Raw genomic sequence first — 17,919 nt, forward strand, 5'->3', positions numbered from 1 at the left:
AAGGATGATAACTTATATTTTTTTCTGTCCGATTTCTACGGCATATTATAGTACTATAAAATTCAATGACAACAAGACTTTAACTTATGCTGCGTAACTCCTGCTTTTAAGAAAAAAGTCCCGATAAATTTTTTGAGCAAAATGTATGCTAACATTAAAACTATGAATAGTAATGATTTGGAGAATAAATAAAGCGGCACTAACCGGTCTGAATATTGCAGAACTCTTGTTCAAATTTTTCAGGCACATATTGTAAAAATTCAGCAGGTGTAACTTTATGATATTTAAATTTTCTTTACATACGTTCTTCTTTAAATTAGTAAATTCAATGTTTATATTCTTGTAAGGAAGAAAATAAACATCATAATAAATTATTAAAAATCAATTCAAAAAGACAAAGCTTCTCTATCAGGGGAAGGCTGTCTATCGTATGCTTCAAAATTTATTAATTTAATTTAGGGAAAAAATACATATGAAAATAGCATTAATTTCACCTATTGCCTGGAGAACACCTCCGACACATTACGGACCGTGGGAAAACATTGCTTCGCTGCTTTGCGAAGGGTTGGTTAAAAAAGGAATCGACGTTACATTATTCGCCACCGGAGATTCTTTGACGGCAGGAAAACTCAGCGCAGTATGCAAACACGGATACGAAGAAGATAAAACAATAGAGCCTAAAGTCTGGGAATGTCTTCATATCTCGGAAGTTTTTGAGCGCGCGGATGAATTTGATATAATTCATAATAATTTTGACTTTCTGCCTCTTTCTTATAGTGGACTGGTTAATACTCCGGTTTTAACTACAATTCATGGTTTTTCTTCGGCTGCGATTTTACCTGTTTATGAAAAATATAATAAAAATAACTATTACGTCTCAATCAGCAATTCTGACCGCTCAGATAAGCTTGATTATATTGCTACCGTCTATCACGGGATAAATCTCGAGCAATTTTCTTTTAATAAAGAAATCGGGGATTATTTATTATTTTTCGGACGAATGCACCCGGATAAAGGCGCAAAAGAAGCTATTAAAATCGCAAAATCTTTCGGTAAAAAATTAATAATGGCGGGAATAATTCAGGATAAAGATTATTTCGACCGGGAAATTTCTCCTTGTTTTAGAGAAGATATTGTTTTTGTCGGCAGCGTCGGACCGGAAGAAAGAAATAGATTGCTGGGCGGTGCTTATGCCTTATTGCATCCGATATTTTTCGCAGAACCGTTCGGATTGTCGGTCATTGAATCCATGGCTTGCGGAACTCCGGTAGTCGCATTCAAGAAAGGAAGTATGCCGGAATTAATAGAACACCGAAAAACCGGATTTATAGTTTCGGGTGTCGAAGAAGCGGTTTCGGCACTTAAAAAGATTCCGGAAATTGACAGACAAGCGTGCAGAAATACGATAGAACAAAGATTTACCGTAGAAAAAATGGTTGATAATTACATTAAAGTTTATGAAAAGATTATCAACGAGAACAAACGAGAAGATAAACGTCCTTGGGGGCATTATCAAGTGCTTTGCGACCAATCTGACTGTAAGGTCAAAAGAATTGAAGTTTTTCCGACAGGCGAATTAAGTTTGCAAAGACATAAACGCAGGTCTGAGCATTGGCAGATAGTTAGCGGAGAAGCTGTTGTTACTTTGGGCGAAGAAAAAATATATTTAAAAGCAGGAGAAAGTATCAATATCCCGCTGGGAACTAAACACAGAATCAAAAATATCGGCAACCAAAATATGACTTTTATTGAAATTCAACATGGGGATTATTTTGGAGAAGACGATATAGAAAGATTTGAAGATAAGTACGGGAGAACAGATTAATGAAAAATCCTATCGTAATAAGATATAAAAACAATCCCATTCTTACTAAAGATGCTGTGCCGTACGAAGTTGCCACCGTTCATAATGCGGGCGTTGTCAAATTCAACGATAAATACATAATGCTGTTTCGTTCGCATTTACATAATGGGCGCTCAATAATAGGAATAGCAGAAAGCGATGACGGTTATGATTTTAAAGTTGGAGCAGAGCCGTTTTTAACACCTTCTTCCGATTCAGCTTTCGGAGAGTATGAAGAATACGGAGTGGAAGATGTTCGTATAAGTCAAATTGATGATGAATTTCTTCTTACTTATAGTGCATATTCAAGACACGGGGTTCGTATCGGACTTGCGAAGACCAAAGACTTTAAAACAGTCGAAAGAATTTCTTTGATTACTCAGTCAGATTTACGAAACGTAGTGATTTTTCCGCAAAAAATTAACGGAAAATACGTCAGGCTGGATCGGCCGCACTCTGAAATTTCCAAATGGTCTATATGGATTTCTTATTCGCCTGATTTGGTGCATTGGGGCGATTCAAAATTAATAATAAAACCTGAAACCTATCACTGGGATGAAATGAAAATCGGTCCCGGTGCAACTCCTATCAAAACCGACAAAGGATGGTTGAATATCTATCATGGAGTTTTCGAGACAATGTCAGGGGTTGTATACCGTTTAGGCGTGGCATTGCATGAGTTAGAAGATCCTTCAGTAATTATCGGTGTGGCTGATAATTGGATTTTACAGCCGGAAGACACTTGGGAAATTGTCGGTTATGTTTCAAACGTAGTTTTTACCTGCGGAGCTGTTCCGGAAGAAGACGGCAGCGTAAAAATCTATTGGGGCGGAGCCGATAGCGTTATGTGCGTTGGAAGCGCAAATATTAATGATTTAGTTGATTTATGTCTTAATAATTCCCGCAAGCCACTATAAAGGAGAACTTATTGTTAAATGTTAAAAGGGTAAAGAAAAAATTTCAGCCTGATTATTCACGTGTCATTATAAAACCGCATGTCCCCAACAGTGAAGCTCGTGTTAAAAGAATTATAACAAGAGTTTTGAATCTGCCTGAAGAAAAAGCAAAACAGGTTTTAGACGGTGTAATTGCAAGTTTTTCCGGTCGGCATAAAAATATATGGGGGGCATTTGACAAAAACTATAACGAAATAAAAGAATATATTCCCGAAAACACACAAATCAGCGACAACAGGAGAGCACTTCTCGGCGCTTATTTTTCTTTAGAATATTCTATTCAGGCAGCTGCTTTTTTTAATCCTTCAATTATTCCTCATCCCAATCAAAGTAATTTGCCGGAAGGAAGCTTGCGATTTATTTTAAGTTTTCGTTCTGTAGGAGAAGGACATATCTCGTCTATAGAATTCAGAAGCGGTATAGTAGATAAAAATTGCGATTTTACTTTTGACAAAGCAAGTCAATATGCCGAAAGAGCACAAATCGTCAGCAATCCTGTTTATGATAAAACTACGTTTTTCTTAAAACTTGCAGAAATGCAAAAGCCCGAGAATATAATTTCTCAAAAAGTTTCTGATTTGCTCTCCGATGAATTTCTTCTTTCAGATCTGGTTAAGGTGCTAAGTATTGCTATTGATTCAGAGCATAAAGATATCGGCGAAAGGATAATGTGGCTGGCAAAATCCAATTATCAGATACAATTCAAGCTCGGCCATGAACTTTCCGAAAGAATTATTTTTCCTTCTTCGCAAAATGACTGTAACGGTATAGAAGATGCGAGATTTGTCCGTTTTGTCGATGATGACGACACTGTAACTTATTATGCTACTTATACTGCGTATAACGGGCTGAGTATTTTGCCTCAAATTATCGAAACCAAAGATTTTCTTACTTTTAAAATGATCACATTGAACGGGGAATTTTCAAAAAATAAAGGAATGGCTCTTTTCCCTCGAAAAATCAACGGCAAATATATGATGATATCTCGTATTGACGGTGAAAACTTGTATCTGATGTCTTCAGATAATATCCATTTCTGGCAAAATGCAGAACTCTTGAAAGAACCCGAAAACACATGGGAATTTGTACAAATCGGTAACTGCGGTTCTCCTGTTGAAACAGATAAAGGCTGGATTTTGCTTACGCACGGAGTAGGACCAATGAGGGAGTATTGTATCGGAGTTATATTATTAGACCTTGAAGACCCGAGTCAAATTATCGGATCTATGACAGAGCCTTTGCTGATGCCTCTTCCTGAAGAACGAGAAGGATATGTACCAAACGTAGTATATTCTTGCGGGTCAATAATCCATAATAACAATCTGGTTATCCCGTATGCGATGTCTGATACTTCTTCGGGAATCGTAACAATATCACTTGATGAATTATTTAATAATATCCGAACAACACTACCGGTATTATAGATACCAAAATCATTTACATAAGAAAGGTGGCTACTGTCACCAAAAAAGAAAGTGAATAAAAAAATATGTTGAATCCGCGAAAAATTGAAAATATCATGAAAATCGCCGTTATCGGTAATTATATGCCGAGACAATGCGGTATTGCCACTTTTACTACAGATTTGAGCCAAGCCTTGGCACGAGAATTATCCATACCTGAAAATTTGATAAACGTTGCAATGGATGACATTCCGGAAGGACATAATTATCCTTCGCAAGTCAAATTCAGAGTCAGGCAGAATATACAAGCGGATTATTTCTGGGCGGCTGATTATCTTAACGCTAATCAATTCGAAGCTGCTATTGTGGAGCATGAATACGGGATTTTCGGAGGAGAAGACGGTTCTCATATTTTACACATGATTAAATTTTTAAAAATGCCGGTTATTACTAATTTGCATACCGTCCTTGAAAATCCGACCGACGGACAGCGAAAAGTAATGAAAGGATTGGCAAAATATTCGGACAGATTACTTGTAATGAGCAAAAAGGCTTTTGACTTACTGACAAACGTATACGGCATAGACAGAGAAATGATTGCTTTTATTCCTCACGGCGTGCCCGATGCATCTTTCAAATCGCCGGGAATCTATAATGACCTTTTCGGTGTGGAAAACAAAGATGTAATCCTGACTTTCGGACTTCTCGGTCCCGACAAAGGCATAGAATCTATGATAGAAGCGATGCCGTTAATTGTAAAAGAGCATCCTAATGTTATGTACTTGATCTTGGGTCAAACTCATCCTCATATTCTCGAACACTCGGGAGACTCTTACAGGCGAGATTTGCAATTACTGGTCAACAAACTCGGTATGGAAAATCACATAGTTTTTCACAATAATTTTGTCAAACTTGAAACGCTTATTCAATATCTTCAAACTTCAAAAATTTATGCGATTCCTTACTTAAAAAAAGAACAAATTACTTCCGGAACTCTTGCCTATGCTTTAGGAGTCGGCACGGCAGTTGTTTCTACACCTTTCTGGCATGCGGAAGAACTTTTGGCAGATGGAAGAGGCAAATTAGTTCCTTTTAACAATCCGACAGCTATGGCTACCGAAATCAATAATCTCTTATCAAACGACCAAGAAAGAGAAATGATGCGATTTAAGGGTTATCAATACGGTCGCTCGATGATATGGAAAGAAGTTGCAAGAATGCACCTAGACCTTCTTTCGGAAATAAACGAAAGAAAACCACTCGAAAATATTCAGGAAGTCGTCATTAAATACCATAAAATATTTAATGAACTGCCGGAAATCAATTTATCACATTTAAAAACTTTAACAGACGATACGGGCTTGTTGCAGCACGCTAAATACACAACTCCGAATCTTCACCACGGTTATTGCGTTGATGATAATGCTCGTGGACTGATAGCACTTACAAAGTATTATTCACTCAGAAAAGACAAAGACGTTTTGCTGTTAATACAAAAATATCTGGCATTTTTATTCTACGCCTTTAATCAGGAAAACGGCAGATTCCGTAACTTCATGTCTTATGACCGCAGGTGGTTAGAACTTGCAGGAAGCGAAGATTCACATGCACGTGCTTTATGGGGCTTAGGAATAACCGTAAAAGAAGCCCCCGACAGTTCTATAAGAAATATGGCGATGCGTTTATTTCTTGAGGCGTTACCGACGGTCGAACATTTTTCTTCACCCAGAACTTGGGGCTATACTGTTCTCGGCTTACAAGCATATTTGTCGATATACGGAGGAGATTCGTTTGCCCGCAAAATTCGTGACGAATTAGCAAGAAAAATTTATGAGCTATTTAAAAACAACGCTTCTGATGAGTGGACTTGGTGCGAAAATACCGCAACATATGCTAATGCAATTTTGCCTCACGCATTAATTGTCGCCGGAAAATGGATACCTGATCAAGAAATGTATGATGCCGGCATAAAATCTTTAAAATGGCTGTTAAAAGCTCAGACAGCGCCCGACGGACATCTTTCAATAATCGGTAATAACGGATGGCTTGATAAAAACGGAAACCGTTCCATGTTTGATCAGCAGCCTATTGAAGTAAAGGGCTTAATTGATGCCTGTTTAGACGTTTATATTGCTACAGGTGACAAACAATGGTTTGAAGAGAGCGAACGATGTCTCAGTTGGTTCCTCGGACAAAATGACTTACAGCTTCCCGTATGCGATTATAAAACGGGGGGATGTTGTGACGGACTCGAACCACAAGGAGTTAACGGCAATCAAGGGGCAGAATCCACGCTTGCTTGGCTGATTTCGTTAATTAACATGAATATGGCTATGGCACTGCAATTTCATATAGATGAAAATATTTGACACAAAAACTTTATTTCGTAGAAATCGGACAGAATAAATTTACCGGCAATGTTTTATACTGCTTGTGTGAATAAAAAAGGTTATCCCTGAATTAGCAAGTTTTTTCGGTGATGGTTAAAAAAAGTTCCCTGCTCTTTAAAAATAATTCCCTGTTTTTTCTTTAGGGAACTTAGGGTGAAAAGCCACACTGTGTCTGCATTAAAAATTTTAAAAAAGGCAATATTTTAATAAATTCGCTGTAAAGTCCCTGTTATTTAAAACGCAAAAAGAGAATAATGCTGTCAGAACTGTGATACCAGTATCTTAGTACAAGACAGTCCTTCGGCTAATATGTCGAAGGGCTTGCTTGTACTCATAGCTTACGTTTTCGCCTATCAGTAAAAAGTTCGATAGTATGATTTTTAACAGCTTAATTTTTTCATTTCCGGATTGAGAAATATATAATTCGTAAGCTTCACTTGCAATATTAAGAACCTGAATGCCGTTTTCAATATAGCTTTTATTTGCTTTATCGTGTGCAGTTACTAAAGTTTGGATTTTATCAAGTTCCAAAGTCCACTGATTATGTTTTTCAAGCCAAAATTCTTCTGTGATTAAATTATCAAGCTTATCTATATAAATTTTGTTAATTCTTTCCCTTGAGAACGAAAATCAATTCAGCAAAATATTATACGAATTTAGCCCAAAAGAAATTTTGAAAAATTATGCAACCTCTGATGTATTCTATACTGAATTTAAAAATAATTTTAATGTCAATTTCAATGAAAATAATCAAAGAAAAAATCTTTGGGAACAATATTCAGAATTTATCATTTCAGCATCAACATTTTTATCTGATTTTGCTGATGAAAAAGAGTTTGAATCTTTTTCATCTCAATTCAAGAATAATAGTGTAGCTTTGCCTAAATTTTTAGCGAAAAAAATTAAAGGATTTGGATTTGCATTGGCATGTGATTGTTTGAAAGAGCTTGAATATTCAGAATATCCAAAACCAGATAAACATTTGCAAAAAATTTTTTTTCAGCTTGGATTATCACAAAATACAAATGACTATGAGGTATATAATGCAATAATTGAAATGGCTAATTCAGTTAATCAAACTCCATGCTGCTTGTTGTTTGTTTTGAATCGGGTTAAATCCTGTGTTCATTATTTTTATTTTTCCTTTGGGGCTTTGCCTGTTAAACTAAATATTTAAAAAACCCTCAAGAAAAAAATTAATAGCCCCGTGCTATTGTTTTTATAAAAATAAAAAACAAGTAGTGATATTATTAAATAACTTGTATTAACAAAACTTAACAAAAATAAAAAAATTTTAGTCAGTTATAATATTTGTATGAAAAATAGAGTCAAAAATAAAATATCGGCAATGTTTGAGAAAGAAAGTTTCTGGGCGTGGGTTTTTATTTTGCCTGCGTTTTTGGGAACTTTTATTTTTATAATAATTCCGATATTTGCTTCTTTTGGTCTGAGTTTTATTGACTGGAACCTTATAAACAAACCAAAAATAGTAGGCTTAGAAAATTATATCGGGCTTTTCAATGACCCTGTATTTTATCAGGTGTTATTTAATACATTGTATTATGCTTTGATAACGGCTGTTTTTAGCATTATATTGCCTTTAATGTTGGCTACTGCTCTTGATAGAAAAATAAAAGGAAGCAACTTTTTTAAAACAGCGTACTTTATTCCGTTTGTAACTCCTATGATTGTTATAGGAATTGTTTGGACGTGGATATTTGATCCTAATTACGGCATTCTGAACTGGGTTTTAGGAGTCGGTGACAACATAAAATGGCTTTATGACAAAAATTTTGCTATGTCTGCACTCATTATAGTGAGTGTATGGAAAAATATCGGCTATAATATGGTAATCTTCTTGGCAGGCTTACAGGCAATTCCTGAAAGTATCAACGAGGCTTGCGAAATAGAAGGAGCTACGGGAATTAAAAGATTCTTTCTTGTTACGCTCCCTTTATTAAGCCCTACAGTATTTTTTGTTTCGATAATGACAACTATTTCTTCGTTTCATGTGTTTGATTTGATTTATCTTATGACGGATGGCGGGCCGGAAAATTCAACTTCTGTTCTGGTATATTGGATTTATAAACAAGCGTTTGAGTTTTTTAACATAGGCAAAGCTTCAGCAATAGCCTATGTTTTATTTGTTATAATACTTAGTTTGACTTATGTTCAGTGGATAACAAGAAAAAAATGGGTTATTAATGAGTAGAAAAATATTTGCATATATAATTCTGACACTTGGTGCAATTTCAATGCTTGTGCCGTTTTTTTGGATGCTGGCAACTTCTTTTATGACATCAGGGCAGATTTTTTCATATCCTCCTGTAATCATTCCGCATCCTTTTTATGCTGAAAATTATTCAAATGTCGCAAAAGCAATCCCAATAGTAAAATATTTCCTTAATAGTGCAATTGTGGCAATTTTAACAACTACAGGGCAGGTAATAATTTCTTCAATGGCAGCCTACGCTTTTGCCAGACTTAATTTTAAATATAAAGAGCCTTTGTTTTTAATCCTTTTGGCAACAATGATGGTACCGCCGCAAGTAAATATTATTCCTTTGTTTTTTATAATGCGTGAACTGCATTGGATTGATACGTATCAAGCTTTAATAATCCCCGGATTGTTCGGAGGCTTCGGAGTTTTTCTTTTAAGACAGTGGTTTAAAACCTTGCCTGCCGAACTTGAAGATGCAGCAAAAATTGACGGATGCAATCCCTTTCAGACTTATCTAAAAATAGCATTGCCTTTAGCATTGCCTGCTGTTGCGACACTCGGGATTTTTACTTTTATTACCAGCTGGAACAGTTTTATGTGGCCATTAATTGTTACAAATTCAGATTATATGAGAACTTTGCCTGTTGGTCTTGCGATTTTTAAGGGAAGTTTCAGAGAAACAACTGAATGGGGGCAGCTCATGGCGTGTGCTGTGATTTCTGTAATTCCGGTTATAGGTGTATTTTTACTCGGTCAAAAATATTTTATTAAAGGCATAATGATGGGAGGAGTTAAAGAATAGACTTTTTTTCCCTGAAAAAACATAACATTAAGAAACATTAAGTTGTCTTTAATAATCTATTCATATATTATTTTTATACGTGTCTTAAAATAACAAGTTATATTCAGTTAACTTATAGGAAAAGAATATGATTTCTACAAATGAATTTAAAACGGGAATGACAATTGAAATTGACGGTAACCTCTGGAACGTTGTTGAGTTTTTGCATGTAAAACCGGGCAAAGGTTCGGCTTTTGTTAAAACAAAACTAAAAAACGTAGAAAGTGGTGCTGTTCTCGAAAAAACTTTCAGAGCAGGTGAAAAATTCCCGAGAGCAATTCTCGACAGAAGAGAAATGCAGTATCTTTATATGTCCGGCGATAATGAATACTCGTTCATGGATAATGAATCCTACGATCAAATAACTTTAACAAAAGAACAAATCGGCGACGGAATAAAATATCTTAAAGAAAATATGACCTTAAACGTATTAAAACACGGAGATAAAGTTATAGGTGTTGATTTACCGAATGTTGTTGAGCTTGAAGTTGTTGATACACCTCCGGGAGAGAAAGGAAATACCGCTCAAGGCGGTACAAAACCTGCAACTCTTGAAACAGGAGCTATTGTTCAGGTTCCATTCTTTGTTAATAATGGTGATAAATTAAGAGTGGATACCAGAACCAACTCATATCTTGAAAGAGCATAAAGGGCTATAATTATAAGAGGAATATAAAATGAAAATGGAATTAGATTATATTGAAAAACTGGTTAAGTTGGTTTCCGAGAATGGACTTACAGAGCTTAGCCTTGAAGAAGATGATAAAGCAATAATAATCAGAAAAGAAAAAGAAATTGTAACAACAACGACTACAGTTGCAGCGCAGCCTGTTGCTGTTGCGGCGCCTATCGCGGCAAAACCTGCCGAAGCAGCACCTGATAAAAAAGATGAATCAAATTTGTTGAAAATAACTTCACCTATGGTTGGAACTTTTTACAGTGCAGCTTCCCCCGGTGCTACTCCTTTTACGGAAGCCGGCAAAGCCGTAAGCAACGGTCAGGTAGTCTGCATTATTGAAGCTATGAAGCTTATGAACGAAATTGAGTCAGAAGTTTCAGGCAAAGTTGTGGAAGTTTGCGTTCAAGATGGTCAGCCTGTTGAATACGGTCAAGTTTTGATGCTTGTTCAGCCGTAAGATATTTTTATGACAAAAGAAGCTATCCAAAAAGAAATAGATCTTTTAAGAGATGTCAAAAACCATTTATGGAACGTGATGATAGTATCTTTTGGCGGTGCTTTAACTTTGATGTTTAATTTAACTTTAATATTTAACATCAATAATTTATTGAAACTTATGTTTTGTATCGCAGGATTTATTTTTGGTTTTATTTTTTTAAACGGCTATTTTAAAAATGATGATAAAATATATGGGTTAATTGAAAAATTAAATAAGGATATTTTATAATGACAGTCATAGAAATATTTCAGCTTATAGGTATTTTATTATTTATAATTGCAGGGATTTATGCAACTTACAAATTCAATAAACAAGTTTTTTCAGGCGAAAAACATTAATAAATTTTAATTTAAAAACTCTCGGAGAAGAAAATGACAATAACAAAACTTTTAATAGCGAATCGTGGCGAAATAGCGGTAAGAATTATCAGAGCGTGCAAAGAATTAAGCATTCCTACAGTAGCAGTCTACTCAGAAGCTGACGAAGATTGCCTTCATGTCAGTCTTGCAGATGAAGCATATTGTATCGGACCTGCTCCTTCCGGCAAAAGTTATTTGAATGTTCCAAATATTATAAGTACTGCCTTAATGACAGGGGCTGACGCTATTCATCCCGGATACGGATTTCTTTCAGAAAACGCTGAATTTGCGGAAATTTGCCGCGATCACAATATTAAATTTGTCGGAGCTTCTCCTGAAAACATAAGAGCTATGGGCGATAAAGCTTCGGCAAAGAAAACAATGATTGAAAATGATGTTCCTACAGTTCCTGGGACAATCGGGCTGGTGGACGATGTTAATGAAATTAAGCCATGGATTGAAAAAGTAGGATATCCTGTAATTGTAAAAGCTACAGCCGGCGGCGGCGGAAGAGGGATGAGAATCGTCAGGCATGAAGGCGAACTTGAAGAAATGTATAATCTCGCCCAGTCAGAAGCAAGATGTGCTTTTGGCAACGGCGGTGTTTATGTGGAAAAATACCTTGAAAATCCGAGACATATAGAAGTTCAAATTATTGCTGACCAGTACGGAAATGTTGTTCATCTCGGTGAAAGAGATTGTAGTATCCAGAGAAGACACCAGAAACTTCTGGAAGAAGCTCCTTCTCCTGTAATTACAGCAGAAGTCAGAGAAAAAATGGGGCAGGCAGCTATAAATGCGGCAAAAGGAATAGGCTATGAAGGCGCAGGAACAATAGAATTTCTTCTTGATAATAAAAATAATTTCTATTTTATGGAAATGAATACAAGGATTCAGGTAGAACATCCTGTTACGGAAATGATTTTTAGTGTTGACCTTTTGAAAGAGCAGGTCAGAGTAGCAGCCGGCGAAAGATTGTCTTTTACGCAAGAAGATATGAAAATTCACGGGCATGCTATCGAATGCCGAATTAATGCGGAAGATTCCGATAAAAACTTCATGCCATGTCCGGGGAAAATCGATGGGTATATAGCTCCAGGCGGTCCTGGAGTGAGAGTTGACAGTCACATGTATTCAAATTACAAAATCCCACCGACTTATGACTCTTTGATGGGCAAGCTTATTTGTTGGGGCAAAGACAGGGAAGAAGCAAGAATCCGTATGCTAAGGGCTCTTGATGAATATGCAATTACCGGTGTAAAAACGACCATACCTTTCCATCAAAAAATCCTTAAACATCCTAAATTTATAGACGGCGACTTTAATACAAGCTTTATTCCCCAGTATATGATGAATGAAGAAGCTAAAGAGCCTGCAAAAGTTTAACTTTTAGAACCTTGAAAACTTAATACGAGCCATGCCAGCCCTCTGGCTAGAAAGGGGGATAATATGGTGATTCTTTTAAACGAGAAAGAGTTACTAGTTGTAATAGTAACTCTTTACATTCTCTATAAAAGATAACTTTCATTATCGGATGCGGAATTAATTTTTCGCATCCCCTCGTATTAAGTATTATAGCAAATTTATAATAAATTTAAACCCCAAGATTTTATTTTTCTTGTTTTGAAAAAAGGCAAAAATAATGCGAATAACAGGCGGAACTCAAAAAGGAAAAGCAATTCAGACTGTCAAAGGGCAGGATGTAAGACCTACTTCCTCAAAAGTTCGAGAAAGTGTATTCAATATAATTCAGCTCAATGAATCGGGTACTGTTTTTTACGAAGGGGAAACAAGAGTGCTTGATTTGTTTGCGGGCAGCGGAATTATGGGATTGGAAGCTTTAAGCAGGGGGGCAAAAAAAGCAGTCTTTGTTGAAAAAAATCCACACCATTCTGATATTATCAAAAAAAATCTTCAAAACTTCGGTAATTTTGAAACACAATTAATTCTTTCAGACGCTTTAAAAGTTTTAGATAAAATTAACGAAAAATTTAATTTTGTTTTTATTGATCCGCCCTATGCTTCAGAATTGTATGAACCTGTTTTGAGAAAAATTCGGGAAAATAAAATTTTATCGCAGGAAGGGTTTATCATACTTGAACATTCATCAACTCTGAATATTCAAGAAATAACAGATAAAACAGAATTTAAAATTTATAAAACAAAATTTTACGGTGATACAGGAATAACTGTTATAACCTGCTAAGATTTTTGGGTTTCTTTTTGTAGTCTAAAAAGTTCGTTTTCCAGATTAAGCCTGTATTCTTCGACTTGATCCTCCGAAAGTTTTTTAGGAACATAAATCGGTTCACCGTATGTATTTGTTACAGTCGCGAAAAACAGCGGTATTTTGTACCTGTCCCAGGAATTTATTTCAAATTTCCGGTTGACAGTCGGAACCAGTGGAATTATAGGTTTCTGCGACATCTGGGCAATTTTTATAACACCTTCTTTTACTTTACAGATAGGACCTTTGGGTCCATCTATCGTATAAGCAATAGCTTTGTCAGCCTTAAGCACTTTCAGGATTTCTCTTAAAGCTTTTGAACCGTCCCTTTTCATTGAACCTCGAACTGTTGAAAATCCGAGTTTTTCAGTAACTCTTGCTATGACTTCTCCGTCAAGACTCGGGCTTATTAAAAGATTCAGGTCGTTTCTTGAGGGGACACCTAGTAGCCCGTATTGCCAGCCATGCCAGAGGGCAAAGATGGCTGATTTTGTCTGTAGATTGTAATTAATATTATTAAATTTGCATGAAACATCAAGAATTTTAATTCCTGCATACGCCAAATTCGCAAATCGGGTTACTTTTCTTTCTTCATAATCATGTCTTTCAGTCATATTATGCTCTTGTTTTCCCCAAGTAATTGTTTACAATTTTTGCCACTTCTTTGGAAGCTATTTTTTCGCCCAGCGTGTTTTGAATTTGTCCTAATTCATGTACCATTTGTTCTTTTTTCTCGTTATTATAAAGCAAAGCGAGAATTTCTTGAGAAATAAGTTCAGGTTTTGCTTTTTGCTGAATAAATTCTTCTACAATTTTTTTGCCCGCTATTATGTTTGGGAGAGAAACAAATTTTAAATATCTTACGCAAAGATAAAGGAAATAAGCCAGATAAGGAGCTTTGTAGCTTATAACCATAGGTGTTCCATACATTGCAGCTTCCAAAGTTATTGTGCCTGACGCAAGAATTACCGCATCAGAACTTGAAAGAAGTGCATGATTTTGGTTTTTAAGCACTTTTATCTCGATATTTTCTTTTTTTGTAAAAGCATCAAGGTATTTGTTTATCAGTTTGTCGTCAATATTCGGTGCTTGCCCAAGACAAAACTGGACTTTTTTGGAATGGGTATGAATTTGTTTTACCGATTCAAGAAAAATCGGCATTAGATAATTGATTTCCATTTTCCTGCTGCCGGGGAAAATTCCGACAATTTTGTTATTCAGGTCTATGTTATTTTGTTTTATAAAATCTTCCCTGTCGAAATCCCTTGGAAGTTGCGAAATTAAAGGATGCCCGACGTATTCAGCATTTACGCCTTTTTCTTTATATAATTTTTCTTCAAACGGAAAAATTGTCATCATTTTATTAACATATTTTTTAACTTTACTTATGCGGCCTTTTCGAGAAGCCCATACTTGCGGAGAAATATAATAAAATATATTAATTCCGTGTTTTTTAAGTTCTCTGGCAAGTCTGAGGTTGAAGCCGCCGTAATCTATAAGTAAAACGAGATCGGGTTGATATTCCAATGTTAAATAATTAACAAGGTTTTGCCCGAGTTTTATGTGGCTAAAGAGGCTTTTAAAGGCATCTAGCCCGACTACTGCCATTTTGCTGTGGTCGCTAAAAAGTTTTATGCCTTCAGCTTCAAGTGATTTACCGCCTATTGCCTCGATTTTGATATCAGGATTCAATTTTCTTAATTCCCTGACTATATAAGAAGCATGTATATCTCCCGAATGCTCGCCTGTAACTATAAATATCTTTTTCATACCGCTATAAATACCATTTTATTTCTGTCTGCAAATTCGATCATCTTTTCTTTTTCTACTACAAAAGTTTCGTTTGCTTCGATAGCCAGAACTTTTCCGCCGAACTTTTGGATATTTTTAAGAGTTCTAAGTCCTACTGTTGGAACATCAAAACGTTTATCCTGTTCCGGTTTACTGACTTTAACCACAACAGCTTTTTTGTTTCCCAACCTGCATCCTCTTTCAATGCACCTGTCCGTACCTTCTATGGCTTCGACAGCAAGAACCATTTTGTCCTGAACCACTACTGTTTGCCCTAAGTCTAGCCCGCCTATTCCTTTTGCTATTTGAAAGCCGTATTCTATATCAACTTGTTGAAGATCGTCAGGATGATATTTGCCTATAACACCTTTTGTCGGGAAATATTCTTTTAAGAAAATTGTCTGGTCTATAACAATTAAGTTGTCTTCGGCAAGTGAGTCCACAAGTTTAAGCATTAAAGCGTCATCATTAAGTCTTTTAGCCTGTTTTAAAAGAGAAATAGCCCTTGAGTCCAATCGCGGATTTCTAAAAAGCATTGTTTTGCTTACTTTTCCAACGAAAGTAATCTGTGTTATTCCTTCCTGATGTGCAATATCTACCATTTTTTGTACTTCTCCCGCCCCGCAGGAATAGACTTTTTTGCAATGCACTTCCAGCTCTTTCCTGTTGGTAGAGGAAAGGGACATTGCAACTATTTCATGGCCTTTCTTTGCTGCATTTTTAGAAAGACTGACGGGAAGTTCTCCGTCTCCTGCAATTAAGCCTATAGTTTTTGATAAAGTTATTTCCAAATTCCAATTCTCGCTCATGTATCTTTTAAATTATACATAAACCATAGAAAAATTTTATTTTTTTTCCATTTTATAGTGTTAATTGCCAATTAATTTTCTTATTGTCATGTTGAGCAAAGCGAAACATCTGTCTCTTTTGGGGTTTTAATCTTAAATACTTTTTTAGATAAATTCTTCGAACTAAAGACTCTACTCGCAATGACCCATAAATTTAATTTTAGAAATTCGAGTTATTTAATAAATAATTTTTATACTCCTGTGGGCAATTTATAAATCAATAATTGAATTTAATATGTGATATGTAAATCAGGGAAAGCTTGAGTGTTCATTTCTTTAAGGAGGAAAGTATTTATGAAAACCAGGGAAAAAATCTCACAGAAAGCTGATAATCTTAAAAGCTTTGGGAATATCGTAGGAAAAGCCGGTTACGGAATGAAACTCGCGGCAAATTTAGGCTATAAAGTCGGGTATAATATAGCAAAACATCCTACTCTGGAAAAAGTTAAAAAACAAATCGACCATAATCCAAGAGCCAGTTTAATTACGCTGGCAGGCGTAACCCTCGGTGTAATCGGAGCAGCAGGTTATTTTGCTTTAAAAGAAAAGTATTAAGAATCTGTCTTATTAAGGCACCATCTGGTCAACAGTCATTATAAGTATGCCTGTTGCACCGAGTTGCTTTAATTGTTCAATATTTTCATAAACTTTTTTCTTCTCTATAACGACATGTATGGCGACTTCGCTGTCATTGTCCAAAAGCATGGTAACAGTAGGAGAAGTAACACCAGGCATGAATTCTTTTATTTTGGCTAAAGATGCTTTAGGCAGGTTTGCCATTAAATATTTTTTCTCTTCAGCGTCTAAAGCAGATTTTATAGCTCTTACAAAAGCGTTTATTTTGACTTGCTGCTCATTTTTTATTCCGGGACGTCCTATTATAGCAGCTTTTGACTGTAAAATATTTCCTATGATTTTTAATTTATTATTTTTCAATGTAGAACCGCTGGAAGTAATATCCACAATGACATCTGCAAGACCTAATTGCGGTGTAACTTCTGTTGCTCCTGAAACTTCTGTTATATGAACTTTTTTGCCGAGTTTTTCAAAATATTTTCTGGCAATATTCGGGAAGGATGTTGCTATTTTAATGCCGTCAGGAAGCTCTTCTACTGTGCTTGCAGGGGATTCTTCTTTTGTGGCTATAACCATTTTGCAATGCCCGAAATTTAACTCCATAATATCTTCAACAGGCACACCTGTTTCCGCAATTATATCCTGACCTGTAATACCTAAATCTGTTACACCGTCACTTACAAAGCTGGGAATATCCTGCGTCCTGACAAAAATCACTGTATAATTTCCATCCTGCGTAGTTGCATAAAGAGTTCGCTCGTTTTTGGAAATAGTTAAACCTGCTCTCTGAAGCAAATCCATTACATCTTCAGATAAGCGACCTTTATTTGGTACAGCAATTTTTAAACAGCATTCACTCATAGCATATTCCTTTTTTGATTACATTATTACAAAAATTTAACAAAATTGAACAAAATAAGCAATTATTTATCTTCAGTTATTTTGTAAATACATTAGGAAAAGAAAAGGTTTGCAATAAATATTTCATATCCTGATTTCTTTTTTAAAGCATTGTAAATATTTTAACATTGCATGAAACAAAACTTTAAAATTTCGGATTTTCGGTATTAGCATGAATGAAATTCCGAAATAATATAAAGATTTGCATACTATAAATTATTTTATAAAGAAACCGCATAATGCCTCTAAATCTACATTGCAATAGATAAAGCATATTTATTTATTTTTTTTAAGTTAATTTTTTTTAAACGCAGAAATGCTTTTGCTATCACTATAGTCACCTTTCTTAAAAAAACAATTGTAAACATACTTTTTTTAAAATGATA

Annotated in this window: 18 protein-coding genes; 13 read left to right on the plus strand and 5 right to left on the minus strand. The window is 35.5% G+C overall.

Annotated elements, in window-relative coordinates; genetic code table 11:
• The first annotated feature begins 472 nt into the window (after nucleotides 1–472).
• The 4 genes from WCG23_05835 (at nucleotide 473) to WCG23_05850 (ending at nucleotide 6,571) form a co-directional block, all read left to right on the plus strand.
• Nucleotides 473–1,825 (plus strand): glycosyltransferase, encoded by a 1,353-nt coding sequence (locus tag WCG23_05835; protein ID MEI8389388.1) that lies wholly within the window; start codon nucleotides 473–475, stop codon nucleotides 1,823–1,825.
• The gene (locus WCG23_05840) at nucleotides 1,825–2,760 is read left to right on the plus strand and encodes a glycoside hydrolase family 130 protein (protein MEI8389389.1); all 936 of its coding nucleotides are present in this window, start codon (nucleotides 1,825–1,827) and stop codon (nucleotides 2,758–2,760) included. The genes WCG23_05835 and WCG23_05840 overlap by 1 nt, the downstream gene beginning before the upstream one ends.
• Before the next feature lie 11 nt (nucleotides 2,761–2,771).
• Nucleotides 2,772–4,223 (plus strand): glycoside hydrolase family 130 protein, encoded by a 1,452-nt coding sequence (locus tag WCG23_05845; protein ID MEI8389390.1) that lies wholly within the window; start codon nucleotides 2,772–2,774, stop codon nucleotides 4,221–4,223.
• A gap of 65 nt (nucleotides 4,224–4,288) precedes the next feature.
• Nucleotides 4,289–6,571 carry a glycosyltransferase family 4 protein gene (locus tag WCG23_05850; protein MEI8389391.1) on the plus strand — a complete coding sequence of 761 codons (2,283 nt, stop codon included), beginning with the start codon at nucleotides 4,289–4,291 and terminating at the stop codon, nucleotides 6,569–6,571.
• A gap of 303 nt (nucleotides 6,572–6,874) precedes the next feature.
• Here WCG23_05850 and WCG23_05855 read toward each other — a convergent pair whose 3' ends face one another.
• Nucleotides 6,875–7,123, minus strand: a complete 249-nt coding sequence (locus tag WCG23_05855) for a hypothetical protein (GenBank protein MEI8389392.1) — start codon at nucleotides 7,121–7,123, stop codon at nucleotides 6,875–6,877.
• Between the two features lie 142 nt (nucleotides 7,124–7,265).
• Between WCG23_05855 and WCG23_05860 the strand changes: the two genes are divergently transcribed.
• From WCG23_05860 to rsmD, 8 genes are all read left to right on the plus strand, one after another.
• The gene (locus WCG23_05860; GenBank protein ID MEI8389393.1) at nucleotides 7,266–7,769 is read left to right on the plus strand and encodes a hypothetical protein; all 504 of its coding nucleotides are present in this window, start codon (nucleotides 7,266–7,268) and stop codon (nucleotides 7,767–7,769) included.
• A 138-nt stretch (nucleotides 7,770–7,907) separates the two neighbouring features.
• On the plus strand, nucleotides 7,908–8,804 hold the full coding sequence (locus WCG23_05865; GenBank protein MEI8389394.1) for a sugar ABC transporter permease: 897 nt from the start codon (nucleotides 7,908–7,910) through the stop codon (nucleotides 8,802–8,804).
• Nucleotides 8,797–9,615, plus strand: a complete 819-nt coding sequence (locus tag WCG23_05870) for a carbohydrate ABC transporter permease (GenBank protein MEI8389395.1) — start codon at nucleotides 8,797–8,799, stop codon at nucleotides 9,613–9,615. The genes WCG23_05865 and WCG23_05870 overlap by 8 nt, the downstream gene beginning before the upstream one ends.
• A gap of 127 nt (nucleotides 9,616–9,742) precedes the next feature.
• Nucleotides 9,743–10,303, plus strand: a complete 561-nt coding sequence (gene efp, locus WCG23_05875) for an elongation factor P (protein ID MEI8389396.1) — start codon at nucleotides 9,743–9,745, stop codon at nucleotides 10,301–10,303.
• A 28-nt stretch (nucleotides 10,304–10,331) separates the two neighbouring features.
• Nucleotides 10,332–10,790 (plus strand): acetyl-CoA carboxylase biotin carboxyl carrier protein, encoded by a 459-nt coding sequence (gene accB / locus WCG23_05880; GenBank protein ID MEI8389397.1) that lies wholly within the window; start codon nucleotides 10,332–10,334, stop codon nucleotides 10,788–10,790.
• A 9-nt stretch (nucleotides 10,791–10,799) separates the two neighbouring features.
• A complete protein-coding gene (locus tag WCG23_05885) occupies nucleotides 10,800–11,060 on the plus strand; it encodes a hypothetical protein (GenBank protein MEI8389398.1) in 261 nt (86 codons plus the stop codon).
• Between the two features lie 143 nt (nucleotides 11,061–11,203).
• A complete protein-coding gene (accC, locus tag WCG23_05890) occupies nucleotides 11,204–12,577 on the plus strand; it encodes an acetyl-CoA carboxylase biotin carboxylase subunit (GenBank protein MEI8389399.1) in 1,374 nt (457 codons plus the stop codon).
• Nucleotides 12,578–12,833: 256 nt separating this feature from the next.
• On the plus strand, nucleotides 12,834–13,397 hold the full coding sequence (gene rsmD / locus WCG23_05895; GenBank protein ID MEI8389400.1) for a 16S rRNA (guanine(966)-N(2))-methyltransferase RsmD: 564 nt from the start codon (nucleotides 12,834–12,836) through the stop codon (nucleotides 13,395–13,397).
• Here rsmD and WCG23_05900 read toward each other — a convergent pair.
• Genes WCG23_05900 through lpxI form a run of 3 tightly spaced genes read right to left on the minus strand, consistent with a single transcriptional unit; the run spans nucleotide 13,394 to nucleotide 16,000 of the window.
• Complete coding sequence (locus WCG23_05900) at nucleotides 13,394–14,032, minus strand: lysophospholipid acyltransferase family protein (protein ID MEI8389401.1); 639 nt, start codon at nucleotides 14,030–14,032, stop codon at nucleotides 13,394–13,396. The two genes, rsmD and WCG23_05900, sit on opposite strands and share 4 nt — an antisense overlap.
• A 1-nt stretch (nucleotide 14,033) precedes the next feature.
• Nucleotides 14,034–15,188, minus strand: coding sequence for a lipid-A-disaccharide synthase (gene lpxB, locus WCG23_05905; protein MEI8389402.1), 1,155 nt, complete (start codon nucleotides 15,186–15,188; stop codon nucleotides 14,034–14,036).
• Entirely contained in the window at nucleotides 15,185–16,000 is an 816-nt protein-coding gene (lpxI, locus tag WCG23_05910) for a UDP-2,3-diacylglucosamine diphosphatase LpxI (protein ID MEI8389403.1), read from the minus strand. Before lpxI ends, lpxB begins: the two co-directional genes overlap by 4 nt.
• 351 nt (nucleotides 16,001–16,351) lie before the next feature.
• On the opposite strand from lpxI, the gene WCG23_05915 reads away from it, so the two are divergent.
• Nucleotides 16,352–16,612: a hypothetical protein gene (locus tag WCG23_05915; GenBank protein ID MEI8389404.1), complete on the plus strand. Its 261-nt coding sequence runs from the start codon at nucleotides 16,352–16,354 to the stop codon at nucleotides 16,610–16,612.
• A 12-nt stretch (nucleotides 16,613–16,624) separates the two neighbouring features.
• On the opposite strand, the gene hisG is transcribed toward WCG23_05915, so the two are convergent.
• Nucleotides 16,625–17,494: an ATP phosphoribosyltransferase gene (hisG, locus tag WCG23_05920; GenBank protein MEI8389405.1), complete on the minus strand. Its 870-nt coding sequence runs from the start codon at nucleotides 17,492–17,494 to the stop codon at nucleotides 16,625–16,627.
• Between the last annotated feature and the right edge of the window lie 425 nt (nucleotides 17,495–17,919).

The organism is bacterium (assembly GCA_037147175.1).
In the GTDB taxonomy this organism is placed as follows: Bacteria; Cyanobacteriota; Vampirovibrionia; order Gastranaerophilales; family UBA9971; genus UBA9971.

Bases quoted from the DNA above. Each gene is read 5' to 3' on its own strand.
- WCG23_05835 (MEI8389388.1), top strand. From the start codon at position 473: ATGAAAATAGCATTAATTTCACCTATTGCCTGGAGAACACCTCCGACA.
- WCG23_05840 (MEI8389389.1), top strand. From the start codon at position 1,825: ATGAAAAATCCTATCGTAATAAGATATAAAAACAATCCCATTCTTACT.
- WCG23_05850 (MEI8389391.1), top strand. From the start codon at position 4,289: ATGTTGAATCCGCGAAAAATTGAAAATATCATGAAAATCGCCGTTATC.
- WCG23_05865 (MEI8389394.1), top strand. From the start codon at position 7,908: ATGAAAAATAGAGTCAAAAATAAAATATCGGCAATGTTTGAGAAAGAA.
- WCG23_05870 (MEI8389395.1), top strand. From the start codon at position 8,797: ATGAGTAGAAAAATATTTGCATATATAATTCTGACACTTGGTGCAATT.
- efp (MEI8389396.1), top strand. From the start codon at position 9,743: ATGATTTCTACAAATGAATTTAAAACGGGAATGACAATTGAAATTGAC.
- accB (MEI8389397.1), top strand. From the start codon at position 10,332: ATGAAAATGGAATTAGATTATATTGAAAAACTGGTTAAGTTGGTTTCC.
- WCG23_05885 (MEI8389398.1), top strand. From the start codon at position 10,800: ATGACAAAAGAAGCTATCCAAAAAGAAATAGATCTTTTAAGAGATGTC.
- accC (MEI8389399.1), top strand. From the start codon at position 11,204: ATGACAATAACAAAACTTTTAATAGCGAATCGTGGCGAAATAGCGGTA.
- rsmD (MEI8389400.1), top strand. From the start codon at position 12,834: ATGCGAATAACAGGCGGAACTCAAAAAGGAAAAGCAATTCAGACTGTC.
- WCG23_05900 (MEI8389401.1), bottom strand. From the start codon at position 14,032: ATGACTGAAAGACATGATTATGAAGAAAGAAAAGTAACCCGATTTGCG.
- lpxB (MEI8389402.1), bottom strand. From the start codon at position 15,188: ATGAAAAAGATATTTATAGTTACAGGCGAGCATTCGGGAGATATACAT.
- WCG23_05915 (MEI8389404.1), top strand. From the start codon at position 16,352: ATGAAAACCAGGGAAAAAATCTCACAGAAAGCTGATAATCTTAAAAGC.
- hisG (MEI8389405.1), bottom strand. From the start codon at position 17,494: ATGAGTGAATGCTGTTTAAAAATTGCTGTACCAAATAAAGGTCGCTTA.